The 18920-nt window shown below is 36.2% G+C and carries 16 protein-coding genes and 1 tRNA gene; 8 read left to right on the top strand and 9 right to left on the bottom strand.

All coding sequences use genetic code 11. The features are described 5' to 3' along the window. Positions 1–215: 215 nt before the first annotated feature. Entirely contained in the window at positions 216–827 is a 612-nt protein-coding gene (locus CF599_RS01350; protein ID WP_121964249.1) for an ATP-binding cassette domain-containing protein, read from the top strand. Between the two features lie 245 nt (positions 828–1072). Here the strand turns inward: CF599_RS01350 and CF599_RS19475 are convergent, their stop codons facing one another. Beyond that, positions 1073–3472 carry a M56 family metallopeptidase gene (locus CF599_RS19475; RefSeq protein WP_158221760.1) on the bottom strand — a complete coding sequence of 800 codons (2400 nt, stop codon included), beginning with the start codon at positions 3470–3472 and terminating at the stop codon, positions 1073–1075. A 319-nt stretch (positions 3473–3791) separates the two neighbouring features. Further along, the gene (locus tag CF599_RS01335; RefSeq protein WP_121964248.1) at positions 3792–4154 is read right to left on the bottom strand and encodes a BlaI/MecI/CopY family transcriptional regulator; all 363 of its coding nucleotides are present in this window, start codon (positions 4152–4154) and stop codon (positions 3792–3794) included. A gap of 373 nt (positions 4155–4527) precedes the next feature. Between CF599_RS01335 and CF599_RS01330 the strand changes: the two genes are divergently transcribed. Together CF599_RS01330 and CF599_RS01325 are read left to right on the top strand one after the other, a co-directional pair. Next, positions 4528–5385, top strand: coding sequence for a GyrI-like domain-containing protein (locus tag CF599_RS01330; RefSeq protein WP_121964247.1), 858 nt, complete (start codon positions 4528–4530; stop codon positions 5383–5385). Positions 5386–5419: 34 nt separating this feature from the next. After that, the gene (locus tag CF599_RS01325) at positions 5420–6571 is read left to right on the top strand and encodes an agmatine/peptidylarginine deiminase (protein WP_254050214.1); all 1152 of its coding nucleotides are present in this window, start codon (positions 5420–5422) and stop codon (positions 6569–6571) included. Positions 6572–6751: 180 nt separating this feature from the next. On the opposite strand, the gene CF599_RS01320 is transcribed toward CF599_RS01325, so the two are convergent. Further along, positions 6752–7222: a thioredoxin family protein gene (locus tag CF599_RS01320; protein ID WP_121964246.1), complete on the bottom strand. Its 471-nt coding sequence runs from the start codon at positions 7220–7222 to the stop codon at positions 6752–6754. 16 nt (positions 7223–7238) lie between these two features. Further along, the gene (locus tag CF599_RS01315) at positions 7239–9509 is read right to left on the bottom strand and encodes a TonB-dependent receptor (RefSeq protein ID WP_121964245.1); all 2271 of its coding nucleotides are present in this window, start codon (positions 9507–9509) and stop codon (positions 7239–7241) included. Positions 9510–9594: 85 nt separating this feature from the next. Between CF599_RS01315 and CF599_RS01310 the strand changes: the two genes are divergently transcribed. Next, entirely contained in the window at positions 9595–10251 is a 657-nt protein-coding gene (locus CF599_RS01310) for a metal-dependent transcriptional regulator (RefSeq protein ID WP_121964244.1), read from the top strand. Between the two features lie 196 nt (positions 10252–10447). Here the strand turns inward: CF599_RS01310 and CF599_RS01305 are convergent, their stop codons facing one another. After that, positions 10448–11380, bottom strand: a complete 933-nt coding sequence (locus CF599_RS01305) for a siderophore ABC transporter substrate-binding protein (RefSeq protein ID WP_121964243.1) — start codon at positions 11378–11380, stop codon at positions 10448–10450. A gap of 165 nt (positions 11381–11545) precedes the next feature. Here CF599_RS01305 and CF599_RS01300 point away from each other — a divergent pair, with 165 nt between their 5' ends. The 3 genes from CF599_RS01300 to aspS all read left to right on the top strand — a co-directional run bounded on the left by CF599_RS01300 (position 11546) and on the right by aspS (position 15657). Further along, positions 11546–12616, top strand: coding sequence for an NADH:flavin oxidoreductase/NADH oxidase (locus tag CF599_RS01300; protein WP_121964242.1), 1071 nt, complete (start codon positions 11546–11548; stop codon positions 12614–12616). 34 nt (positions 12617–12650) lie between these two features. Then, entirely contained in the window at positions 12651–13805 is a 1155-nt protein-coding gene (locus tag CF599_RS01295) for an MFS transporter (RefSeq protein WP_121964241.1), read from the top strand. Positions 13806–13899: 94 nt separating this feature from the next. Then, positions 13900–15657, top strand: coding sequence for an aspartate--tRNA ligase (aspS, locus tag CF599_RS01290; RefSeq protein WP_121964240.1), 1758 nt, complete (start codon positions 13900–13902; stop codon positions 15655–15657). Between the two features lie 63 nt (positions 15658–15720). Here aspS and pth read toward each other — a convergent pair whose 3' ends face one another. The 3 genes from pth to CF599_RS01275 form a co-directional block, all read right to left on the bottom strand. Continuing rightward, entirely contained in the window at positions 15721–16287 is a 567-nt protein-coding gene (pth, locus tag CF599_RS01285; RefSeq protein WP_121964239.1) for an aminoacyl-tRNA hydrolase, read from the bottom strand. A gap of 130 nt (positions 16288–16417) precedes the next feature. Next, positions 16418–17026, bottom strand: a complete 609-nt coding sequence (locus CF599_RS01280; protein WP_121964238.1) for a 50S ribosomal protein L25/general stress protein Ctc — start codon at positions 17024–17026, stop codon at positions 16418–16420. Between the two features lie 28 nt (positions 17027–17054). Next, complete coding sequence (locus tag CF599_RS01275; RefSeq protein WP_121964237.1) at positions 17055–17996, bottom strand: ribose-phosphate pyrophosphokinase; 942 nt, start codon at positions 17994–17996, stop codon at positions 17055–17057. A gap of 158 nt (positions 17997–18154) precedes the next feature. On the opposite strand from CF599_RS01275, the gene CF599_RS01270 reads away from it, so the two are divergent. Continuing rightward, positions 18155–18234, top strand: a tRNA-Leu gene (locus CF599_RS01270). Positions 18235–18293: 59 nt separating this feature from the next. Here CF599_RS01270 and CF599_RS01265 read toward each other — a convergent pair. After that, positions 18294–18788, bottom strand: a complete 495-nt coding sequence (locus tag CF599_RS01265) for a DinB family protein (protein WP_121964236.1) — start codon at positions 18786–18788, stop codon at positions 18294–18296. Between the last annotated feature and the right edge of the window lie 132 nt (positions 18789–18920).

The following is an 18920-nucleotide window of genomic DNA, read 5'->3' as shown; positions in this document are numbered from 1 at the left end:
ACTAATCCTAAACACGGTAGTTACTATATTAATGAGAGATGTGTTATTTATTTTTATCCCCGTAATTAGCATAGGTATGTATCTGATTTATTTCTTTACTTTTAAAAGAAACGAATTACTCTATCATCGCAACAACCAAACAAATATCCCACTGGTATTAATCATAACAGCACTTTGCTGCTTATTTATCACAAGTCTAATCCAATACTTACTAAATGCAATATAGTCATAACTTACACGTAGACAGCCTAAGCTATTCTATTGAGAATAGGCCTATATTAAGAGGTGTCTACTTATCTGCTAATACTGGAGACATACTCAATATCCGTGGGCGAAATGGATCAGGCAAATCAACACTGATGAACATATTATTTGGTAGTATTAAATCTGATTATCATCACATCAAAGTAGATAATAGCGTAATTACCAATAGACATCATCTTAATAAGTACTTTAGTTATAAACCTCAATTCAACTTCTTCCCTAAACATCTAAGAGTAAAAGATGTTATTAGAGAAGACATCCTTAGAAACACATCCCTATATCAATACCTTAATACTAAAATAGACGAGTTATCCACAGGTGAACAACAGCTCATCCAGACGATTTATGTACTAAGCTTACCTCAACCCATTTGCCTATTAGATGAGCCTTTTGCAGGATTATCTCCTATACTACAGGAGTTCATCGCTAACGTCATAACAGAGGCGGCTAGGCATAAGATTATTATACTCACTGATCATAATACTGATTTAGTAGATTCTATCTCTACTAAAATACTATTTCTTGAAAATGGGATTTTAACCCCGAAAGAGATGTTACCTTAAACCCAGAATACGCGATCGACCTATTAACGAGAGTAAATTATACAAAACAGCTCTGAATTTATGAAAAAAGCATACTATAGTATGGTTTTAGAAGAAATGAAAGAGATGTAAAGTAGAATTTATTCGTAGTATAGGGCGAGTGCGGAATCTGGGTTAAATCTATATTGTCAAGTACATACATACAAAAAAAGCAACCTCATCACTGAGATTGCCTTCTGCTAACTATAATCTTAATATTTATGATATTACTTTGTTCTAATAAAAATTACTCCGTTTTTTGCCTTATCTCCATACTTCTCTATTGCAGGAGAACCTTTATAAACCTCCATAGTCACAATATCAGCGCTATTAATACTCTTTAGTTCAGTACTAGACTTCTCCACATTATTAACTAATAACAATCCACTAAACTCTTCCTTCTTAACTTCGTTAAATCTATCCGCTACTTGCGCTTTATACTTCTTGGTTACCTCAGCTACTTTCTTCTCATTTTCTCTATCTTCCTCTGTTTTTAGGGTTAACTCCATAACTTTGTATTCTCCTGTATAACCTAACTTCGCCTTTGCATCAGTATTAGTATATATGCGAACACTTTTTACTTGGTCTTTATACTCTCCTGATTTATCCATAGATAATTCCTTTCCCTCTACATACATTACAGCATTATCTACTAGATTCTTATCACCACGTTTTCTTGCATCATCTAATACTTTCTTTTGAGCTCTATATACCTCATCTTTTTTCTTCTCTGCTTCAGCTATTGCTTTTTCTCTCTTAACAGTATTCTCTTGTTTCTTATTTCCTAGTTGAGCATAAATATCTTCTTTACGCGCTTCTATTTCCTTCTTTTTCGCTTCTTCATCAAGTTTCTTTATTCCAGCTTCCATAGCTTTATCCATTTCTGCTCTTGATTTATAAGTCTTAGACTCTATCGTATTACCCTCTTTATCTTCCAGACTTAGCTTATAAGACGAAGTCCCAGAAGCATACCCTACATTACGAGCACCATCCATAAAGCTCCCTTTATTCGTCCATTCTGTATCAGGTTTCAGTTTGACCACGATAGCCCCATTCTTACCTACTTCCCCATAGCGTTTAGTAGCTGTATCTGTATCTAATACATCCATACTAGCAATACTAGACACAGGATTGCCTAGTGCTGTAAACTCGTTATAAGAATACACAAATCCATTCACGATATAAGGAACATCTTTTACATTCTTCTTTAATTTAATTACTACTGCCCCATTCATTGCTCTATTTCCATATAGCGCAGTAGCCGAATCACCTTTAAGGATATCTATTGACTCAATCGTATTAGTATCTAGATCTTTGATCTCCTTCGCCACATTCCCATCTACTACATATAGTGGAGTTTTATTATTATCGCCAGATACAGATACTTTAGAAAGAACAGTGTTAATCTCTTCAAGTTTTTTAGCTGAAGTTTTAGCATCCTCTCCTACGCGTTTCGCTTCTTCACCTATGTGTTTTGCTTCTTCACCTAAAAGCTTAGCTTCCTCCCCTACTTTTATCATTTCCTCTATCACATCAACAGACATAGGTTGAGGTGACTCAGGTACAGTAGATGTATCACTAACTTTCGCTACATACTGCGCTTGCACCTCTATCTGAAATAGAAAGAAGAAGCCTCCTACCACAGGACTAAGTAATAAATATTTTAAACGTTTCATATTCGTTGATTTTGGGTTGTTAAGCATTAAGATACGCTTCTTCAAATCAGAAGAACCGAATGTATTCACCATAGGAGTGTACCCTAATTTATTAGACTCATACAGCACTAATGCTCTCTGATAACTATACACATCCTCTTCAAGAGCTATCTGCTCATCTACAATGTACTCTAAGTTAAGATTAACCTCCTTCTGTAACAGATGTAACATAGGATTAAACCAAAACAGATGCTTTAAGATCTCCATAAGAATAAGATCCACACTGTGCCACTGTCTCACATGCACACGCTCATGAGCTAATACCACCTCTAACTGATCCATAGACTTATAATCGCTAGGTAACACTACCCATCTCAAAAACGAATATGCATCAGTAGTACTGTAATCTATACGCACACTCGCATCTATCTGACTAATGGGAAGTCTATAAATATGACGCATTAACCTCTGTACTTTATACACTAGCCATAAAAGACTAAGTCCAGTCATAACTATAAAAAGCCCCATAGCTAAGCCATAATAATCAACCGAGGTCCAATCTGACTGTTGTACTACAGCTGTTTCAACAGCCAAGTGTTTTAAATCTTTACTATTAGGGGTGCTTTCTAAAGCTCCCTCTTCATTGGATAAAGTAGAATCACTAATTGGAATCATCCTATTAGCATCCAAAGGAACATCAGTCTCACCACTAGACAAGACATAATCTCCTGTCTTCATTGGCATATTAGCATCAACAACAATACCTGACTTTTCAGGAATTAGTTCTAACTCTACTGTCTCTACTTTAGTATAAGTAAACAAAGGCAAAGCAACACTTAACGCCACTCCTGACAAGAAGTATAAGCGATTAGCTCGTACATAAGTCTCCTTCTGTAAGAACAATTTATAAAACAGATAGACTATTAATAGCAATCCGTTTACTTTTAATATATATATCAGAATGGGTGTCATAAGTCCAGTTGATTGGTTGGTTAATAATCAAACTATTTTTTTTCTGAACACAAGCTAGATATTCTCTCTCAAATAAATATTCTTGCGAAGCGACAAGCGCGTAAACGCATAAGCGAGCGTCAATAGATGTGAATTCTGTAAAACTAAACAGTGTCTGACCGAAGGGAGTTTGTTTAGTTTAAGAATTTACATTGTACATTGACCGTTTAGGAGTTACTGTCTTGACTTTTTTTGTTACTTTTTGGTGTCAAGACAAAACAGTAAATAAATCAAAATCCTAACTAATAATTTTATTTGTCAGCATTTTAAACAGCAATAATTATTTTTTATTCTGTTCTATAATTTGCATCAATTCATCTAATTCATTCTTAGATAACTTCTTATCCTTCACAAAGAAACTCACTAGATTACTAAACGAATTATCAAAATATTTCTCCATCGTCTCTTCCATAAACATCTTGCGATAGTCCTCCATCTTTACTAATGGAAAATATTGATGAGACTTTCCATACGCTTTATAAGACACCACTCCTTTTTCTTCTAAGATACGCACCAGTGTAGACAGTGTATTATAATGAGGTTTAGGTTCTGGCATATGTTCTAAAATATCATTGACAAATCCCTTCTCAAGTTTCCAGAGGATACACATAATCTCCTCTTCTTTATTAGTCAGCTTTTCCATAATTGTAATTTGATATCACAAACATATAACTATTTTTTTAGTTTACAAACTAAATAGTTAGTTTATATAAAATAAAGTATACTGTATCAATGAAATAGGGCATTTACTTCTTTAAGAAACATCACACAGTAGCCACAATCCGTGACATATAATTACCATGCTCCCTACATGTTCCCGATATGCTCGGCTAGTGATAGGCTTATTTATAGCACTTTTTAGCCGATCATATGCCCATCACATGCCGACCATCAGCCGACCACCCACTAAGAAGCTGTAAAAAAATCAATAGTAAAGGTCACTTTACTTCGTATAAAAAGCCTCATTATTCTTAACTTTAGCTCAATACTAATCTCCTCTATGACAACCTAACTATATGGATATACACCGAATACAAAAACTCATAGCATACATCGAAGCCAATAGTCATCGAAAGATATTCCCTGAGGAATTAGAGGAGGTGTCTCACTACTCTTATCGCAACATACAGCGTGTATTTTTAGCGTTGACTAAAGAAACGATAGGCAGATGTATCACACGTCTGCGGTTAGAGAATGCCTATAAGTCACTTATATATTCGGATTTACCCATTACAGAGATAGCCCTTAATGTAGGATTTGAGAGTAATCAATCTTTTGCGAAGGCGTTTAAGCAGAAGTTTGGCATTACACCACTTAATGCGAGAGAGAATAAAGCAGAGCTATTCATTCCTTATATAGCATCACATCAGATAGAATCTAAGGATATAACGTTTGACTATGTTTATATGTCTCCCTTAGCAGTCTATTATAATGTATATATCACTAATGATTATAACACGGATGCCATTAACACGATATGGCAACAGGTAGATAACTATATACCCTCTACCACAGACTCGCTGCTATTTGGGGTTATCATCGATCAACCCCTTATCTCTGATAAAACCAGAACTCGCTACGAAACCTGTATGACTAAAGTTACAGATACTAAACCGTTCTTAAAGAAGACTATTTTCGGACAGTGGTATGCGAGGTATACACATCCTGATAACCACAGCCCTATAGAAGATACCTACCGAAATATCTACTATCAGTGGATGAATAACACTCCTTATAGTATAGACTCCACTCCTATTATAGAGCAATATCTTCCTAATGAAACTGTGTCTGATACGTGGGCAACACATATTTTAATTCCTGTCGAAAAGAAACTTGTCAATTTAGAACAATCCGACATCGCTGACTCGAAGTAACTTTGCTCCTATAATTAATCAATTAAATCACAGAATGATGCTCCTAAAGACCATTGCCCTAAGTCTAACCCTATCTATGTTAACCCAATCGTGTAATGCGGCTGATCACATAGATACAGATCCACCCACTAAGATGAAACAAACTACATATACATTTCCAGAAGAGTCTGCTCCTCACGAAGGGACATGGCTACAGTGGCCTCATCAGTATCAGCATGGGGTAGATTATCCAGATGAATTAGATCAGATATGGGTAGAGATGACTAAGGCGTTACAGTCTACGGAGAAGGTACACCTTATCGCATATAATGAGACAGAGAGACTGCGTATCACAGATCTACTACTGGAGAACGATGTTCCATTAACGAATATTGACTTCAAGATCTATAAGACTGATGACGTATGGATAAGGGATAACGGTCCTATCTATGTCCGTGATAACAAAGGTAAGCTGGTAATCCAAGATTGGGGATTTAATGGATGGGGAGAGAAGTTTGATTACGAACGATGTAATGCTATCCCTGCATTAATCGCTAAGGATACCAATACTGAAATAGTAAATCTTAATGACGTGATGGTAAACGAAGGAGGTGCTGTAGAGCTTGATCCAAAAGGAGTGCTATTAGCGACTAAAAGTGCTATCATTAGTCAATATCCTGCTAACTCGATTAGAAATCAAGGGATGTCTCAGGCGCAAGCAGAAGAAATATTCTCTCAATACTTAGGTGCCAAAAAGTTTATTTGGTTAGAAGGTGGATTCTCTAAAGAAGATATTACAGATATGCACATAGATGGTATAGCTAAGTTTGTAAGTAGTGATGTGATGGTGACGATGAGTAAAAAAGATTTGTCAGAGTGGGGAGTATCAGCTTCAGATATTACTACTTTATACACAGCTACGAATATAGAGAATAAGGAATACACTAAAGTAGCTTTGCCCTTGACAAGTAAAAATGTGACTACGCCATCAGGAGTGAACCTATACTACAAGGGAAGTTATATTAACTACTATGTCGCGAATGATAAGGTGTTAGTCCCTAACTATAATGATGTGAATGATAAAGTAGCTAACGAGCTAATCGCTAATTTATACCCAGGACGAAAGGTGATCGGTATCGATATCCGCAACCTATATGCTTATGGAGGTATGATACACTGTGTGACACAACAGCAACCGAAGCAATAAAGCAAAAAGCCTTACACAACAATGAATGTGTAAGGCTCTTTTAATTTGAGTCATAATATAGTATGACTCATTTAGGGATAGGTGAATAAAAAGCAAGATGTATCTGTGTTATATATTCTCACAACATTTCTAAAATCAAGAAATACTAAAAATATACGTTTATATTATCACAGATATTGACTATCCTTTATTAGTTGTTTTGATGGTATTCAATATTTTATACATATCATCCGGTTTGACATATGCGAAGTGTCGATAGAGTACCTCAAGCTTCTCATCTAAAAAGATGACTGCAGGATAAGCATTGGATTGAGCTAACTCTTTAGCTAACTCATGTTGCTTAGTACTAATCCCTACTTTCTTCAGTGAATAATTCTTTCCTTTATACTTTATCACTTCATCATGTTCTGCATTAAAGGAGATATAATAAAAATCTCTGTTTAGCTTACCAATGACTTTATCACTCTTCAGCGTTTTGCGTTCCATCAGTGAGCAGTAGCTACACCAGTCTGTGTGTAAGAATATCATCACAGGTTTAGGATCTTTAGCCATAGCCGATTCTAACTCAGAGAACAGTATCTCCTTGGGTTGAGCATAAGTCGTCAACCCAAAGAAATAACTCAACATGAAAAAAAGTAAACATCTACTCATAATGTCAACTAACTAATTAAAATATGTTATATCTAACTCCTAAGAATCCTCTGATACCCTGTAGCGGTGTATAGCTATAATCATTTGGTTCGAAGATTACATCATTTCTACCTGCTGGTGGCGCTACACCATTACCAGGTTCGCCAAATGGATCCCACCATCTCGCGATAGTATCTTCTTTAGGCAGAGTATTAAACAAGTTTTTTACTCCTCCATATATTTGGATACCGTTATTAAACTTCTTCGTTACCTGTACGTTTGCGATAACAGTCCATGGCGAATATTCTGGTCGATAATCATTCTCTACACGAGGTAATCTCATTGGTCCCTTCCAATCTGAAGTCAAGTCCGCAGTGAATCCATTACCAAAATTATAACTTGCGATAAAGTTACCCGACCATTTCGGAGAGTGATAGATTTGCTCACGCTCGCCATCCTCTTTTCTAAATACATCCATATAGGTAGCACCCGCCATCAACTTTAACGGAATGTCAAACGTCACGTCTACATTTAGAGATAATCCTCTTGATATAGCATGCCCATCAAGGTTGGCATAGATAATCTTAGTCTGGTCTGTATCAGTATCTGCGTCTATCTTATTCGTAAAGTAAGTATAGAATCCATTCACATCGAAGTTAAATACTCCAAAATCTGAAGGCACCTTAATGGTATAATTAAGATTGGCATTATACGACTTTTCTGGATCTAACTTCTCAGCGAACACTACTTCTCTCGCCCCTGTCAGTGCTCTATGATCTTCTGTAAATACATTCACTACACGAAACCCTGTACCAAAGCTTGCTCTTAATGCTTGGTTAGCTGTTGGCGTATATTTATATCCGATACGAGGAGAGTGAATTCCCTTGTGTTTCTGATCATAATCAAATCGATACCCTAATAGAAGCTTATGTTGATCACTTAGTTTCCATTCATCCTGAATAAATATACCTGGTATAGGTGTTTCTTGAGGTTGGTTCTTCACTAATCCATTCTCATCATAGATACCTGTTGCTCTCGTGTTGTCATCATAATACGTGTATTTAAATGACGCACCTAGTAGCATACTGTGGTTACCAATATTCTTATCCCAATATGCTTGTGCAAAAGCCACTTGTTGTTTCGCATTATACGATTCGGGACCATAGAACGAATTTTGCTTGTGATAGATATAAGAGAACTGTGTATAGATATTCTCTGTAGTAGGCAGTTGATACATCCCTATTGCCTCGAAGCGATTAGTGAATATACTCTCAGCATATACTTCTTCTCCTCCACGATGCTCCTTGCGTTTCCAATCTGTCTGTCCTCCCCATCTATCTTCATATACATAACGCAATGCCAAACTGGCTACTCTGTCTTCTTTTCGCTTAAGACTAAATTTATTAAACATCGATATACGGTCTTGAAGTGTTACATCTGTAAAGCCATCGCCGTTCTTGTCTTTTCGTTGACCATACTTAAAGTAATTTCCACCGAACAAACCTTTTACGTGCTTACCAAGTTTATAACTCGCTCCTAAGTCTATATTATTCTCAAGCCAAGTGGTGCTAAAGGCATCTACGCTCAACTTTGCGGCATGCTCAGGGTCTTTAGTAATTACGTTAATAATACCCCCCATCGCTTCTGTACCGTATAGGGAAGATGCTGGGCCCTTAACCACTTCTACACGCTCTATCAAACTTGTCGGAATACCAAATAACCCATACACTGTCGATAGCGAAGACACGATAGGCATCCCGTCAATCAAGATCATAGTATAAGGTCCTTCCATACCATTAATATGAATATCTCCTGTATTACATACATTACAGTTAAGTTGAGGTTGTACCCCATTAATCATTTGTACTGCGTCAAATAAACTCGCAGTAGGATTCTTCTCAAAAAAAGCAGGAGTATAAATCTCCACAGGTACTACGGCTTCTGACTTAAGTACAGGTTTTAATGTTCCTGAGATAACTATTTCGTCTAAAGTCGCATCTTCCTGTAGGTCGAATGACATCTGTACACTCTGTTGATTCTTTACATTTACTTTTTTAGTCATTGGCTTAAAACCAACGAGCTCAGCTTTCACTGTATAGTTACCTTCTTTTAATTGATCAAATATAAATTCTCCTTTATCATCCGTCATTACACCGTGAGAAGTGCCTACTAAAGTGACGGTAGCATAAGAGAGTGATTCACCATTAGAGATAACTTTTCCCTTTATATTCTGAGCATTGGCAACTGATGCAAAAAAAAGAGTAAAGAAAATATTTATTGATACTAGTTTAAAAATACTTTTACACATGTCTTGTTATTAAATTTAGACAAAGCTAAAAATTAATTTGTAAATAAAAAAATGCTAACTTTGTATTTAAACAAATAAACATTCCATGCTTACCTATTCAGAAGAGAATTATTTAAAAACAATATTCCACTTGTCACTAGGCCAATCTCAGGGGATATCGACTAATGCGATAGCTGCTAAGATCGAGACTAAGGCTTCGTCTGTGACTGATATGATAAAGAAGCTAAATGACAAAGAATTAATTACTTACCAAAAATACCAAGGCGTAACACTTACTCCTAAAGGGGTAATGGCAGCTAAGATGATCGTGCGTAAACACCGACTATGGGAAGTATTCTTAGTAGAGAAACTAGGCTTTAATTGGGATGAGGTACACGATGTAGCGGAGGAATTAGAACATATTAAATCAGAGAAATTAATTAATAAATTAGATTCTTTTTTAGGTTTTCCAACAGAAGATCCACATGGTGACCCTATTCCCAATGCTAAAGGTGAGATAAAACAGATAGATAAAAAACTATTATCAGAAATAGAACCTTCTAAAATAGTAGTGTGTGTAGGGGTTAAAGACTCTTCTGCAGAGTTCTTACAATATTTAGATAAACAAAAAATATCACTAGGCTCTAAACTAGAAATAATAGATATAGAACCATTCGATCAATCGTATACTATAAAAGTAGATAATCATCAGATCACTGTTACTAAAAAAATAGCAAGTAATCTATTTGTCAAAAAACAATAGAAAGCAAAAAGCCAACTGAGTCAGTTGGCTTTTTTTATACCTTAAATCTGTAGAGAGCATTTAAACGAGAATGAATTGTACAAAACAGAGCAAAATTAGTGATTAAAGCACACTGTAGTGTGGTTTTAGAGCTAATTGAAGCTATGTGAAGTAGAATTAATTCGCAGTAAATGGTAGTTGCAGATTTAAGGTTATACTACTTATACGCTTGAGCTAATTCGTCTAGCATCATATTTAAAGAGATATATCCTCCTCCTGCTAAATACCAAGCATTAGGATCTAGATAGATAATCTTGCCATTCTTATAGGCATTCGTCTTTTGGATTAAAGGGTTCTCAACGTCCTTCTTATCTGCATGTCTATTCTCCATCACTAATCCTCTATCGATAATAAAGATAATATCAGGATTATGTTCTAATATAAACTCACTAGATACGACATTACCATGATCACTACCTTCTTCTAAACCAACTACTGCAGGCTTAATCCCTAAATCATTAAAGATATAACCGTAACGAGAGTTCTCACTAAAGACACTATAACTCTTACTATTATACAAGATAAGCATAGCCTTCGCATCACTCTTACTGATGACAGACTTCATATGCTCAACTTTATGGTCAATATTCTCTATAAGCTTATCGGTTTTATCAACTACTTGAAACACCTGACCTAATGTTTTTAAATTCTCTTTAGTACTCGCTAAATAGTTGCTCCCTGCAATACCAAGCGCTATCGTCGGTGCAATCTTAGAGAACTCAGGATAATCCTTATCAAACCAACTACTCATAATAATCAAATCAGGATTAACAGAGCTGACTAGTTCATAGTTAGGTTGCATAAAAGAACCTACATTCTCAATACTCTCGTCATCTGCATATTTAGCAAGAAAGTTAGGACTGTAGACTTTAGCCATTCCCTTAAACGGGATGTTTAACTCTGCCATATTCTCCATTGCCCCCACGTCAAAGACAACGACATTCTCTAGTTTCTTATTAAAGCTTATCGTACGTCCCATATTCTCTATAGATAAAGTCTCTTCAGACTTCGCTTCAGTATTCGTCTGTTTACATCCAACAGAAAGCACACCAACAAGTAATGCTCCAGTAAGTATTCTAAAATAGTTCATTATTAATTTATTTATATTGATTACAAATAACAAATATAGGCTTCCTAGTCGAAGTAAACAGTAGATAAGTGTAATAATTATTCAAACGCAAAATCCTTTAGGACAAAAGACCTTCTATTCTATTTTCGATTTTATACCTTTGCACCACCAAACAACACACAACTTATGAAAACTCTATTCTCTCCTTTAGTATTAAGGGACAATACATTATACAACAGAATTATTGTTTCTCCAATGTGTCAATACTCTGCTATAGATGGCTATGCGAGTGATTGGCATTTGGTTCACTATGGACAATTTGCGATAGGAAAAGTAGGAGCTATTATACAAGAAGCAACTGCTATAAGTCCAGAGGGAAGAATCACCTATGCTGATTTAGGTATCTGGTCTGATGAGCATATTACTAAATTACGACAGATAACTACGTTTATAAAAAGTCAAGGATCTGTACCTGGAATACAATTAGCACATGCAGGTAGAAAAGCAAGCTGTGACAAACCATGGATCAATAGAGCACAGATAGCACCAACGGTAAATAACGGCTGGCAGACTATCGCTCCTTCTCCTATCTCGTTTAATGATGGAGAGAATCTCCCTACTGAGATGGACAAAGGTGAGATAGATAGAATAATCAAAGCATTTCAATCAGGTGCAAGACGAGCTGTAGAAGCTGGCTATGAGATAATAGAACTACACGGTGCACATGGATATTTACTTCATCAGTTCTTATCTCCCCTAACGAATACACGTACGGATGAATACGGTGGTAGTTTTGAAAATAGAATTAGATTAACAATAGAAATAATAGAGGCTGTTAAGTCAGTATTGACTACTCAGAGTCTATGGCTTAGAATATCTGCTACAGACTGGGCTGAAGGCGGATGGTCTTTAGAAGACAGTATCGAATTAGCCAAACAAGTACATCTTAAAGGTGTGGAACTAATCGATGTGAGTACTGGAGGATTAGTCAGACATCAACAGATAAAAGTTGCCCCAAACTACCAAGTACCCTTCGCTGAAGCCATCAAACAACAAACAGATATACTAGTAGGCACAGTAGGTCTTATCAAAACAGGTAGACAAGCAGAAGATATACTTCAAGCCAATCAAGCTGACTGTATCTTACTCGGTAGAGAATTATTAAGAGATCCTCACTTCGCTATGAGAGCTGCTACAGAACTAGGTGTAGATCTAGCATGGGCTAATCAATACGAAAGAGGTAAAGAAACAATATAGTATTTTATAAAAATTAAAACTCAGTAAAACAACAATGAACAAAAGTTTAATAGCATTAGCAGTAGGTGGACTAGCCATCGGAATGACAGAATTCTCAATGATGGGACTACTTCCTACTATCGCTAATGATTTACAAATAAGTATTCCAAAAGCGGGGAACTTTATCTCTACGTATGCCTTAGGTGTAGTAGTAGGAGCTCCCTTATTAGTAATGTCTTCTAATAAATACGCCCCTCACAAAGTACTAATGGCACTGATGATAATGTTCTCATTCTTCCATTTGCTATTCGTTATATCACCTAGTTATACTACGTTAATCATTTCACGATTTATGTCAGGACTTCCTCATGGAGCATTCTTCGGGGTGGGGTCTGTAGTCGCTACTCGATTAGCCAAAAAAGGTAAAGAAGCTCAAGCCGTAGCTATTATGTTTGCAGGTTTAACAACAGCTAACTTAGTAGGAGTACCATTAAGTACATACATCGGACAGGAATTCTCATGGCGTACGGCATATATGCTTATCGCTTCGTTAGGTGTTATATCAGCGTTAACTATAGCTGCATGGGTACCAAAATTAGAGGCAGATAAAGAAACAAACCTTAAGAAACAGACCGCCTTCTTCAAAACTCCTATTGCGTGGGTATTAGTAGCTTTGATCTCGATAGGGACGGGAGGTTTATTTGCATGGATAAGTTATATCGCACCGATGATGACTAATATTGCTCAAATCTCTGAAGCTAGAATACCTCTAGTGATGACATTAGTAGGTTTAGGAATGTTTATGGGTAACTTCGTCGGAGGTAAATTAGCAGATACATTCCCTCCTGCTAAGGCGGTAATCTTTTCGTTTTGTGGGATGGCGATTTGTTTAATTATCGTATATTACACTGTTCATATTCAATGGATGGCATACGCAATGTCATTAGTCACAGGGTTAGTAGCATTCACTATTGGATCGCCATTACAGATGTTATTAATTAACAATGCTAAGGGATCTGAGATGTTAGCGGCTTCGGCTGGTCAAGCATCCTTTAATATCGGTAATGCATTAGGAGCTTCATTAGGAGGTATCCCTATCACAATGGGATTAGGGTATAATTCACCTGAATGGATAGGTGCAGGATTAGCATTATGTGGAGCATTACTTGCCTATGTATTCATCCGTATGAAAAGAAATGCAACAACTTAAAACACAAATAGAGTAAAAACTAAAACATATTGTCTCTGCTTTTATTCTATCATTCATAATAAGTTTATAAATTTGTAGGAAATAATTTTTAGCAATGTACAGAACGCATAATTGCGGAGCCTTAAGAGCTTCGGATATAAATACAGAAGTTACCCTATCTGGATGGGTAAGCAAGCATCGCGATAAAGGTTTTATGATTTGGATCGACTTACGTGACCGCTATGGTATCACACAGTTAATCTTTGATGCAGAGAGAACTGATAAAGCAGTATTCGAAGCAGCTAAAAACCTTGGAAGAGAGTTTGTAATTCAAGTAAAAGGACAAGTAATAGAACGTGCTTCTAAGAATCCTAATATCCCTACGGGAGATATCGAGATCTTAGTTCACACACTTACAGTATTAAACGAGTCTGCTGTACCTCCATTCACTATCGAAGATGATACTGATGGTGGTGAAGACATCCGTATGAAATACCGTTACTTAGATATCCGTAGAAACCCAGTGAAGAACAATTTATTGTTTAGACACAAGGTAGCTCAAGAGGTTAGAAATTATCTTTCTGCACAAGATTTCTGTGAGGTAGAGACGCCTTACTTAATTAGTTCTACTCCAGAAGGAGCACGTGATTTCGTGGTACCTTCTCGTATGAACGCAGGTCAATTCTACGCTTTGCCACAATCACCACAAACTTTCAAACAATTGTTGATGGTAGGTGGTATGGATAGATACTTCCAAATCGTGAAGTGTTTCCGTGATGAGGATTTACGTGCTGATAGACAGCCTGAGTTTACTCAAATAGACTGTGAGATGACATTCGTAGATCAAGAGGATATTATGGATACATTCGAAGGAATGACTAGACATCTATTGAAATCTATCCACGGTATAGAGGTGAAGAAATTCCCTCGTATGACTTTCGAAGAAGCAATGCGCAAATATGGTAATGACAAACCAGATATCCGTTTTGGTATGGAGTTCGGTGAGTTAAATGCTGTAGCTCAACATAAAGAATTCGGTGTATTTAACAGTGCTGAGTTAGTAGTAGGTATTGCTGTACCAGATGCTGCTGCCTATACTCGTAAAGAGATAGATGCTCTTATCGAATGGGTTAAACGTCCACAAGTAGGTGCATCAGGAATGGTGTACTGTAAATGTGAAGCTGATGGTACATTCAAATCTTCAGTAGATAAATTCTATGACCAAGAAGATCTTAAACAATGGGCTGAGGTAACTGGTGCTAAAGCTGGTGACTTAATCTTAGTATTATCTGGACCTGCTAACAAAACAAGAGGACAGTTAAGTGCTCTACGTATGGAATTAGGTAACCGTATGGGATTAAGAAAGTCAGATGAGTTCGCTCCGTTATGGGTAATTGATTTCCCATTATTCGAGTATGATGAAGAAGCAAAACGCTACTTCGCTATGCACCACCCGTTCACATCTCCTAAAGTAGAAGATATTGCTTTATTAGATACTGATCCAGGAAAAGTACGTGCTAATGCTTATGACATGGTATTAAACGGTAACGAAATCGGAGGAGGTTCTATTCGTATCCACGATAAAGCTACGCAAGAGTTAATGTTTAAACACCTTGGATTTAGCAAAGAAGAAGCAGAGAAACAATTCGGCTTCTTAATGAATGCATTCCAATATGGAGCACCACCTCACGGGGGGTTAGCTTTTGGTTTGGATAGGTTAGTTGCTATCTTAGGAGGACAAGAGACAATTAGAGATTTCATCGCGTTCCCTAAAAACAACTCTGGTAGAGATGTTATGATTGACGCTCCAGCGACAATCACTCCAGAACAATTAGAAGAATTACACATTACAGTGGTACAACCACAAGCATAATAATAGAAAAGGGAGTTACTAATTCAAGTAACTCCCTTTTTATATTTCTACCCTTTTAGAAAATTACTTTCCGTTATAGGTATTCATTGCATTGTTAAGTCCTGCAAGAGCAAACTCTTGTACTGCCTTAGAAGCCATTTTAAGACGTTCTGGTAGAAGCTCTTTCTCCTTATCGTCCCATACTCCCAAAACATAATCTACTTGCTGTCCTTTCTTAAATTCATCACTGATACCAAATCTAAAACGAGGGTATGCTGCTGAGTTTAATGTAGCTTGTATACTCTTAAGCCCATTGTGTCCACCATCAGAACCTTTTGCTTTAATCCTGATTGTACCAAAGGCAAGATTCAAATCATCTGTTATCACAAGTATATTCTCAACAGGTATCTTTTCCTTCTCCATCCAGTACTGCACAGCCTTCCCACTAAGGTTCATATAAGTATTAGGTTTAAGAAGTAACAGTGTTCTCCCTTTAACCTTTACTTCTGCTAAACTTCCTAGTTTCACAGTTTGCCAGTCACCACCAAGTTCTCTCGCTATTTCGTCTACTACCTTAAACCCGATATTATGACGTGTATTAATATATTCAGCACCTATATTTCCTAATCCGATAATTAAAAACTTCTTCATCTCTCTATTAATGACATAATTAATTGAATTGCAAAAATACATTAAACGAGATAAGTAACCTTACATATAGCACAAAAAAAAAGCACCTGTGTAAACACAGATGCTTTTGGAAAATATCTTGCTAAAAAAATTATTTTTTCTTTGCAGGAGTTTTTGCTGCTTTTGCTGCTTCTTGAGCTGCTTTCATAGCTGCACGAGAAATTCTTACTTGACAGATTACAGTGTTATCAGTGTGTAACAATTTGTAATTGTTAACAGCAACGTCAGTAACATATAATTTGTTCCCCATTTCTAAATGAGAGATGTTTACTTCAACGAAATCAGGTAAGTTAGCTGGTAAAGCTCTTACTTTTAATTTACGTAAGTTTAAGTTTAATACACCTCCAGCCATTACACCTTTAGCATTTCCGTTAAGTTTAACAGGAACCTCTAATGTAATTTCTTTATCCTCGTGTAATTGGTAGAAATCAATGTGTAAGATTTCATCAGATACTGGGTGAAATTGGATATCTTGTAAGATAGCGTTGAAAGTTTTCCCACCTTCCAATTCAATTACCACTGTGTGTACGTTTGGAGTGTAAACTAAATTTTTGAATGCTTTTTCTTCTGCAGAAAAGTGCACTGCTGATTCTGTTCCTCCGTATAACACGCAAGGTACCAATCCAGCATTACGTAAGGCTTTAGTTGATACTTTACCTACGCTTTCTCTTTCTGATCCTTTAATCGTAATTGATTTCATTTAAATATATTTAAAAAATTAATAAATTCTAAACTACAAAAGTCTTACTAATAGACTCGTTAGCATGTACATTATGCATTACCTCACCAAATAAAGGTGCACAACTTAATACTTTTATTTTATCACAAGGTTTTTTCAAAGGAATTGAATCAGTAACGATTAATTCTTCTATAGCTGATTGCTCAATCTTTTCATAAGCACTTCCAGATAAAATAGCATGTGTACAGATCGCTCTAACACTTAATGCTCCTCTCTCCATCATCATATCAGCAGCCTTTGCTAATGTACCACCAGTGTCAATCATATCATCAACTAGAACAACATTACGACCAGTAACATCTCCTATCAACTCCATTTTATCAATGATGTTAGCTTGTTTGCGTTGTTTATAGCAAATAACTACATCAGATTCTAAGAACTTAGAATAAGCATAAGCTCTCTTAGATCCACCCATATCAGGAGAAGCAATAGTTAGATTATCTAACTTTAAACTTTTCACATATGGTAAGAAAATAGTCGATGCATACAGATGATCAACTGGTCTCTCAAAGAATCCTTGAATCTGATCTGCGTGTAAATCCATCGTCATAATACGAGTAGCACCTGCTGATTCAAGCAATTTAGCAACTAATTTAGCTCCGATTGGAACCCTTGGTTTGTCTTTTCTGTCCTGTCTTGCCCATCCAAAATAAGGAATTACAGCAGTGATGTGTCTTGCAGATGCGCGCTTAGCAGCATCACACATTAGTAACAATTCCATCAGATTATCTGATGACGGAAATGTAGAACATACTAAGAAAACTCTTCTACCTCTAATTGATTCTTCAAATGAAGGTTGAAACTCTCCATCACTGTAGTGTGACAAAGTTACTTTTCCCAATTCTACTCCGTATGCTTTTGCAATTTTCTCAGCAAGCTCAACGCTTTGAGCGCATGCAAAAATCTTTGCGTCTGGTTCGAAATATGACATTATATAATTAGTTGTTATGTTGCGAGTTAGAACTCAACTATAATTGTTAAGCGGTGCAAATTTATAAAATATAAATTGACAAAACGATTTTTTTTATATTTTTTCTTTGTACCTAATTTTTTTTATCTACATTTGCACTCACAAACGATAAGTCATCGGCCCGGATGGCGGAATTGGTAGACGCGCACGACTCAAACTCGTGTTCTTCGGAGTGTGGGTTCGATTCCCACTCCGGGCACAAAAACCCTAATTACTAAGTAGTTAGGGTTTTTTATTTATGTATTTTTAAATCATATATTACTTCGCATCATCTGCAGATGGTCCATACATACCTGGAATAGCAATATCTAATAATCGTAAATAAACAGATAACTGACCTCTATGGTGGTAAATATGATTATTCACTATGAATCTATTCGCTGCTACTTTAGGCATTTCTACAATAATGTGATCACCTGACTTAAGTTTCCAATCAGACATCCACTTTTCCTCATCAAATACATTTAAAGCCGATATAACCACCTTTTCATACTTGTCTAGTAATACTAATAGATCTTCTGTTGTTACCGCTTGTAACGGCTTATAATCAACTTGAAAATCCAAGAAATCTTTGGTAAGAATATTCTCAGTCCAAACTGTCAATTCAACGATATGCTTTGACAAATCTCCAAGGCTCATAGATTTTACATGAGGCTTCCATCCCCACTTATCATTCGGTACGCAAGCAATAATTTTTTTAGTACTATTCACTTCATGCGCTAACTCTAACAAGAAACTTTTAGTTATTCCCATATCTTTAATATTTAAACATCAGTGTCCGATAAAAACTTTTATCGGAGCTTTTCATATCTATAATATGCTTTAAATCATCCTCTTAACTCGGATAACCGATCTTTACACCTGTAAATAGGTTATCCGAAGAAG

The sequence above is a fragment of the Myroides sp. N17-2 genome, from assembly GCF_002286775.1.
Classification (GTDB): domain Bacteria; phylum Bacteroidota; class Bacteroidia; order Flavobacteriales; family Flavobacteriaceae; genus Flavobacterium.
The sequence above is the reverse complement of the archived record's forward strand: the minus strand, read 5'-3'. Positions and strand labels throughout refer to the sequence as shown.

Bases quoted from the DNA above. Each gene is read 5' to 3' on its own strand.
- CF599_RS01350 (WP_121964249.1), top strand. From the start codon at position 216: ATGCAATATAGTCATAACTTACACGTAGACAGCCTAAGCTATTCTATT.
- CF599_RS19475 (WP_158221760.1), bottom strand. From the start codon at position 3,472: ATGACACCCATTCTGATATATATATTAAAAGTAAACGGATTGCTATTA.
- CF599_RS01335 (WP_121964248.1), bottom strand. From the start codon at position 4,154: ATGGAAAAGCTGACTAATAAAGAAGAGGAGATTATGTGTATCCTCTGG.
- CF599_RS01330 (WP_121964247.1), top strand. From the start codon at position 4,528: ATGGATATACACCGAATACAAAAACTCATAGCATACATCGAAGCCAAT.
- CF599_RS01325 (WP_254050214.1), top strand. From the start codon at position 5,420: ATGATGCTCCTAAAGACCATTGCCCTAAGTCTAACCCTATCTATGTTA.
- CF599_RS01320 (WP_121964246.1), bottom strand. From the start codon at position 7,222: ATGAGTAGATGTTTACTTTTTTTCATGTTGAGTTATTTCTTTGGGTTG.
- CF599_RS01315 (WP_121964245.1), bottom strand. From the start codon at position 9,509: ATGTGTAAAAGTATTTTTAAACTAGTATCAATAAATATTTTCTTTACT.
- CF599_RS01310 (WP_121964244.1), top strand. From the start codon at position 9,595: ATGCTTACCTATTCAGAAGAGAATTATTTAAAAACAATATTCCACTTG.
- CF599_RS01305 (WP_121964243.1), bottom strand. From the start codon at position 11,380: ATGAACTATTTTAGAATACTTACTGGAGCATTACTTGTTGGTGTGCTT.
- CF599_RS01300 (WP_121964242.1), top strand. From the start codon at position 11,546: ATGAAAACTCTATTCTCTCCTTTAGTATTAAGGGACAATACATTATAC.
- CF599_RS01295 (WP_121964241.1), top strand. From the start codon at position 12,651: ATGAACAAAAGTTTAATAGCATTAGCAGTAGGTGGACTAGCCATCGGA.
- aspS (WP_121964240.1), top strand. From the start codon at position 13,900: ATGTACAGAACGCATAATTGCGGAGCCTTAAGAGCTTCGGATATAAAT.
- pth (WP_121964239.1), bottom strand. From the start codon at position 16,287: ATGAAGAAGTTTTTAATTATCGGATTAGGAAATATAGGTGCTGAATAT.
- CF599_RS01280 (WP_121964238.1), bottom strand. From the start codon at position 17,026: ATGAAATCAATTACGATTAAAGGATCAGAAAGAGAAAGCGTAGGTAAA.
- CF599_RS01275 (WP_121964237.1), bottom strand. From the start codon at position 17,996: ATGTCATATTTCGAACCAGACGCAAAGATTTTTGCATGCGCTCAAAGC.
- CF599_RS01265 (WP_121964236.1), bottom strand. From the start codon at position 18,788: ATGGGAATAACTAAAAGTTTCTTGTTAGAGTTAGCGCATGAAGTGAAT.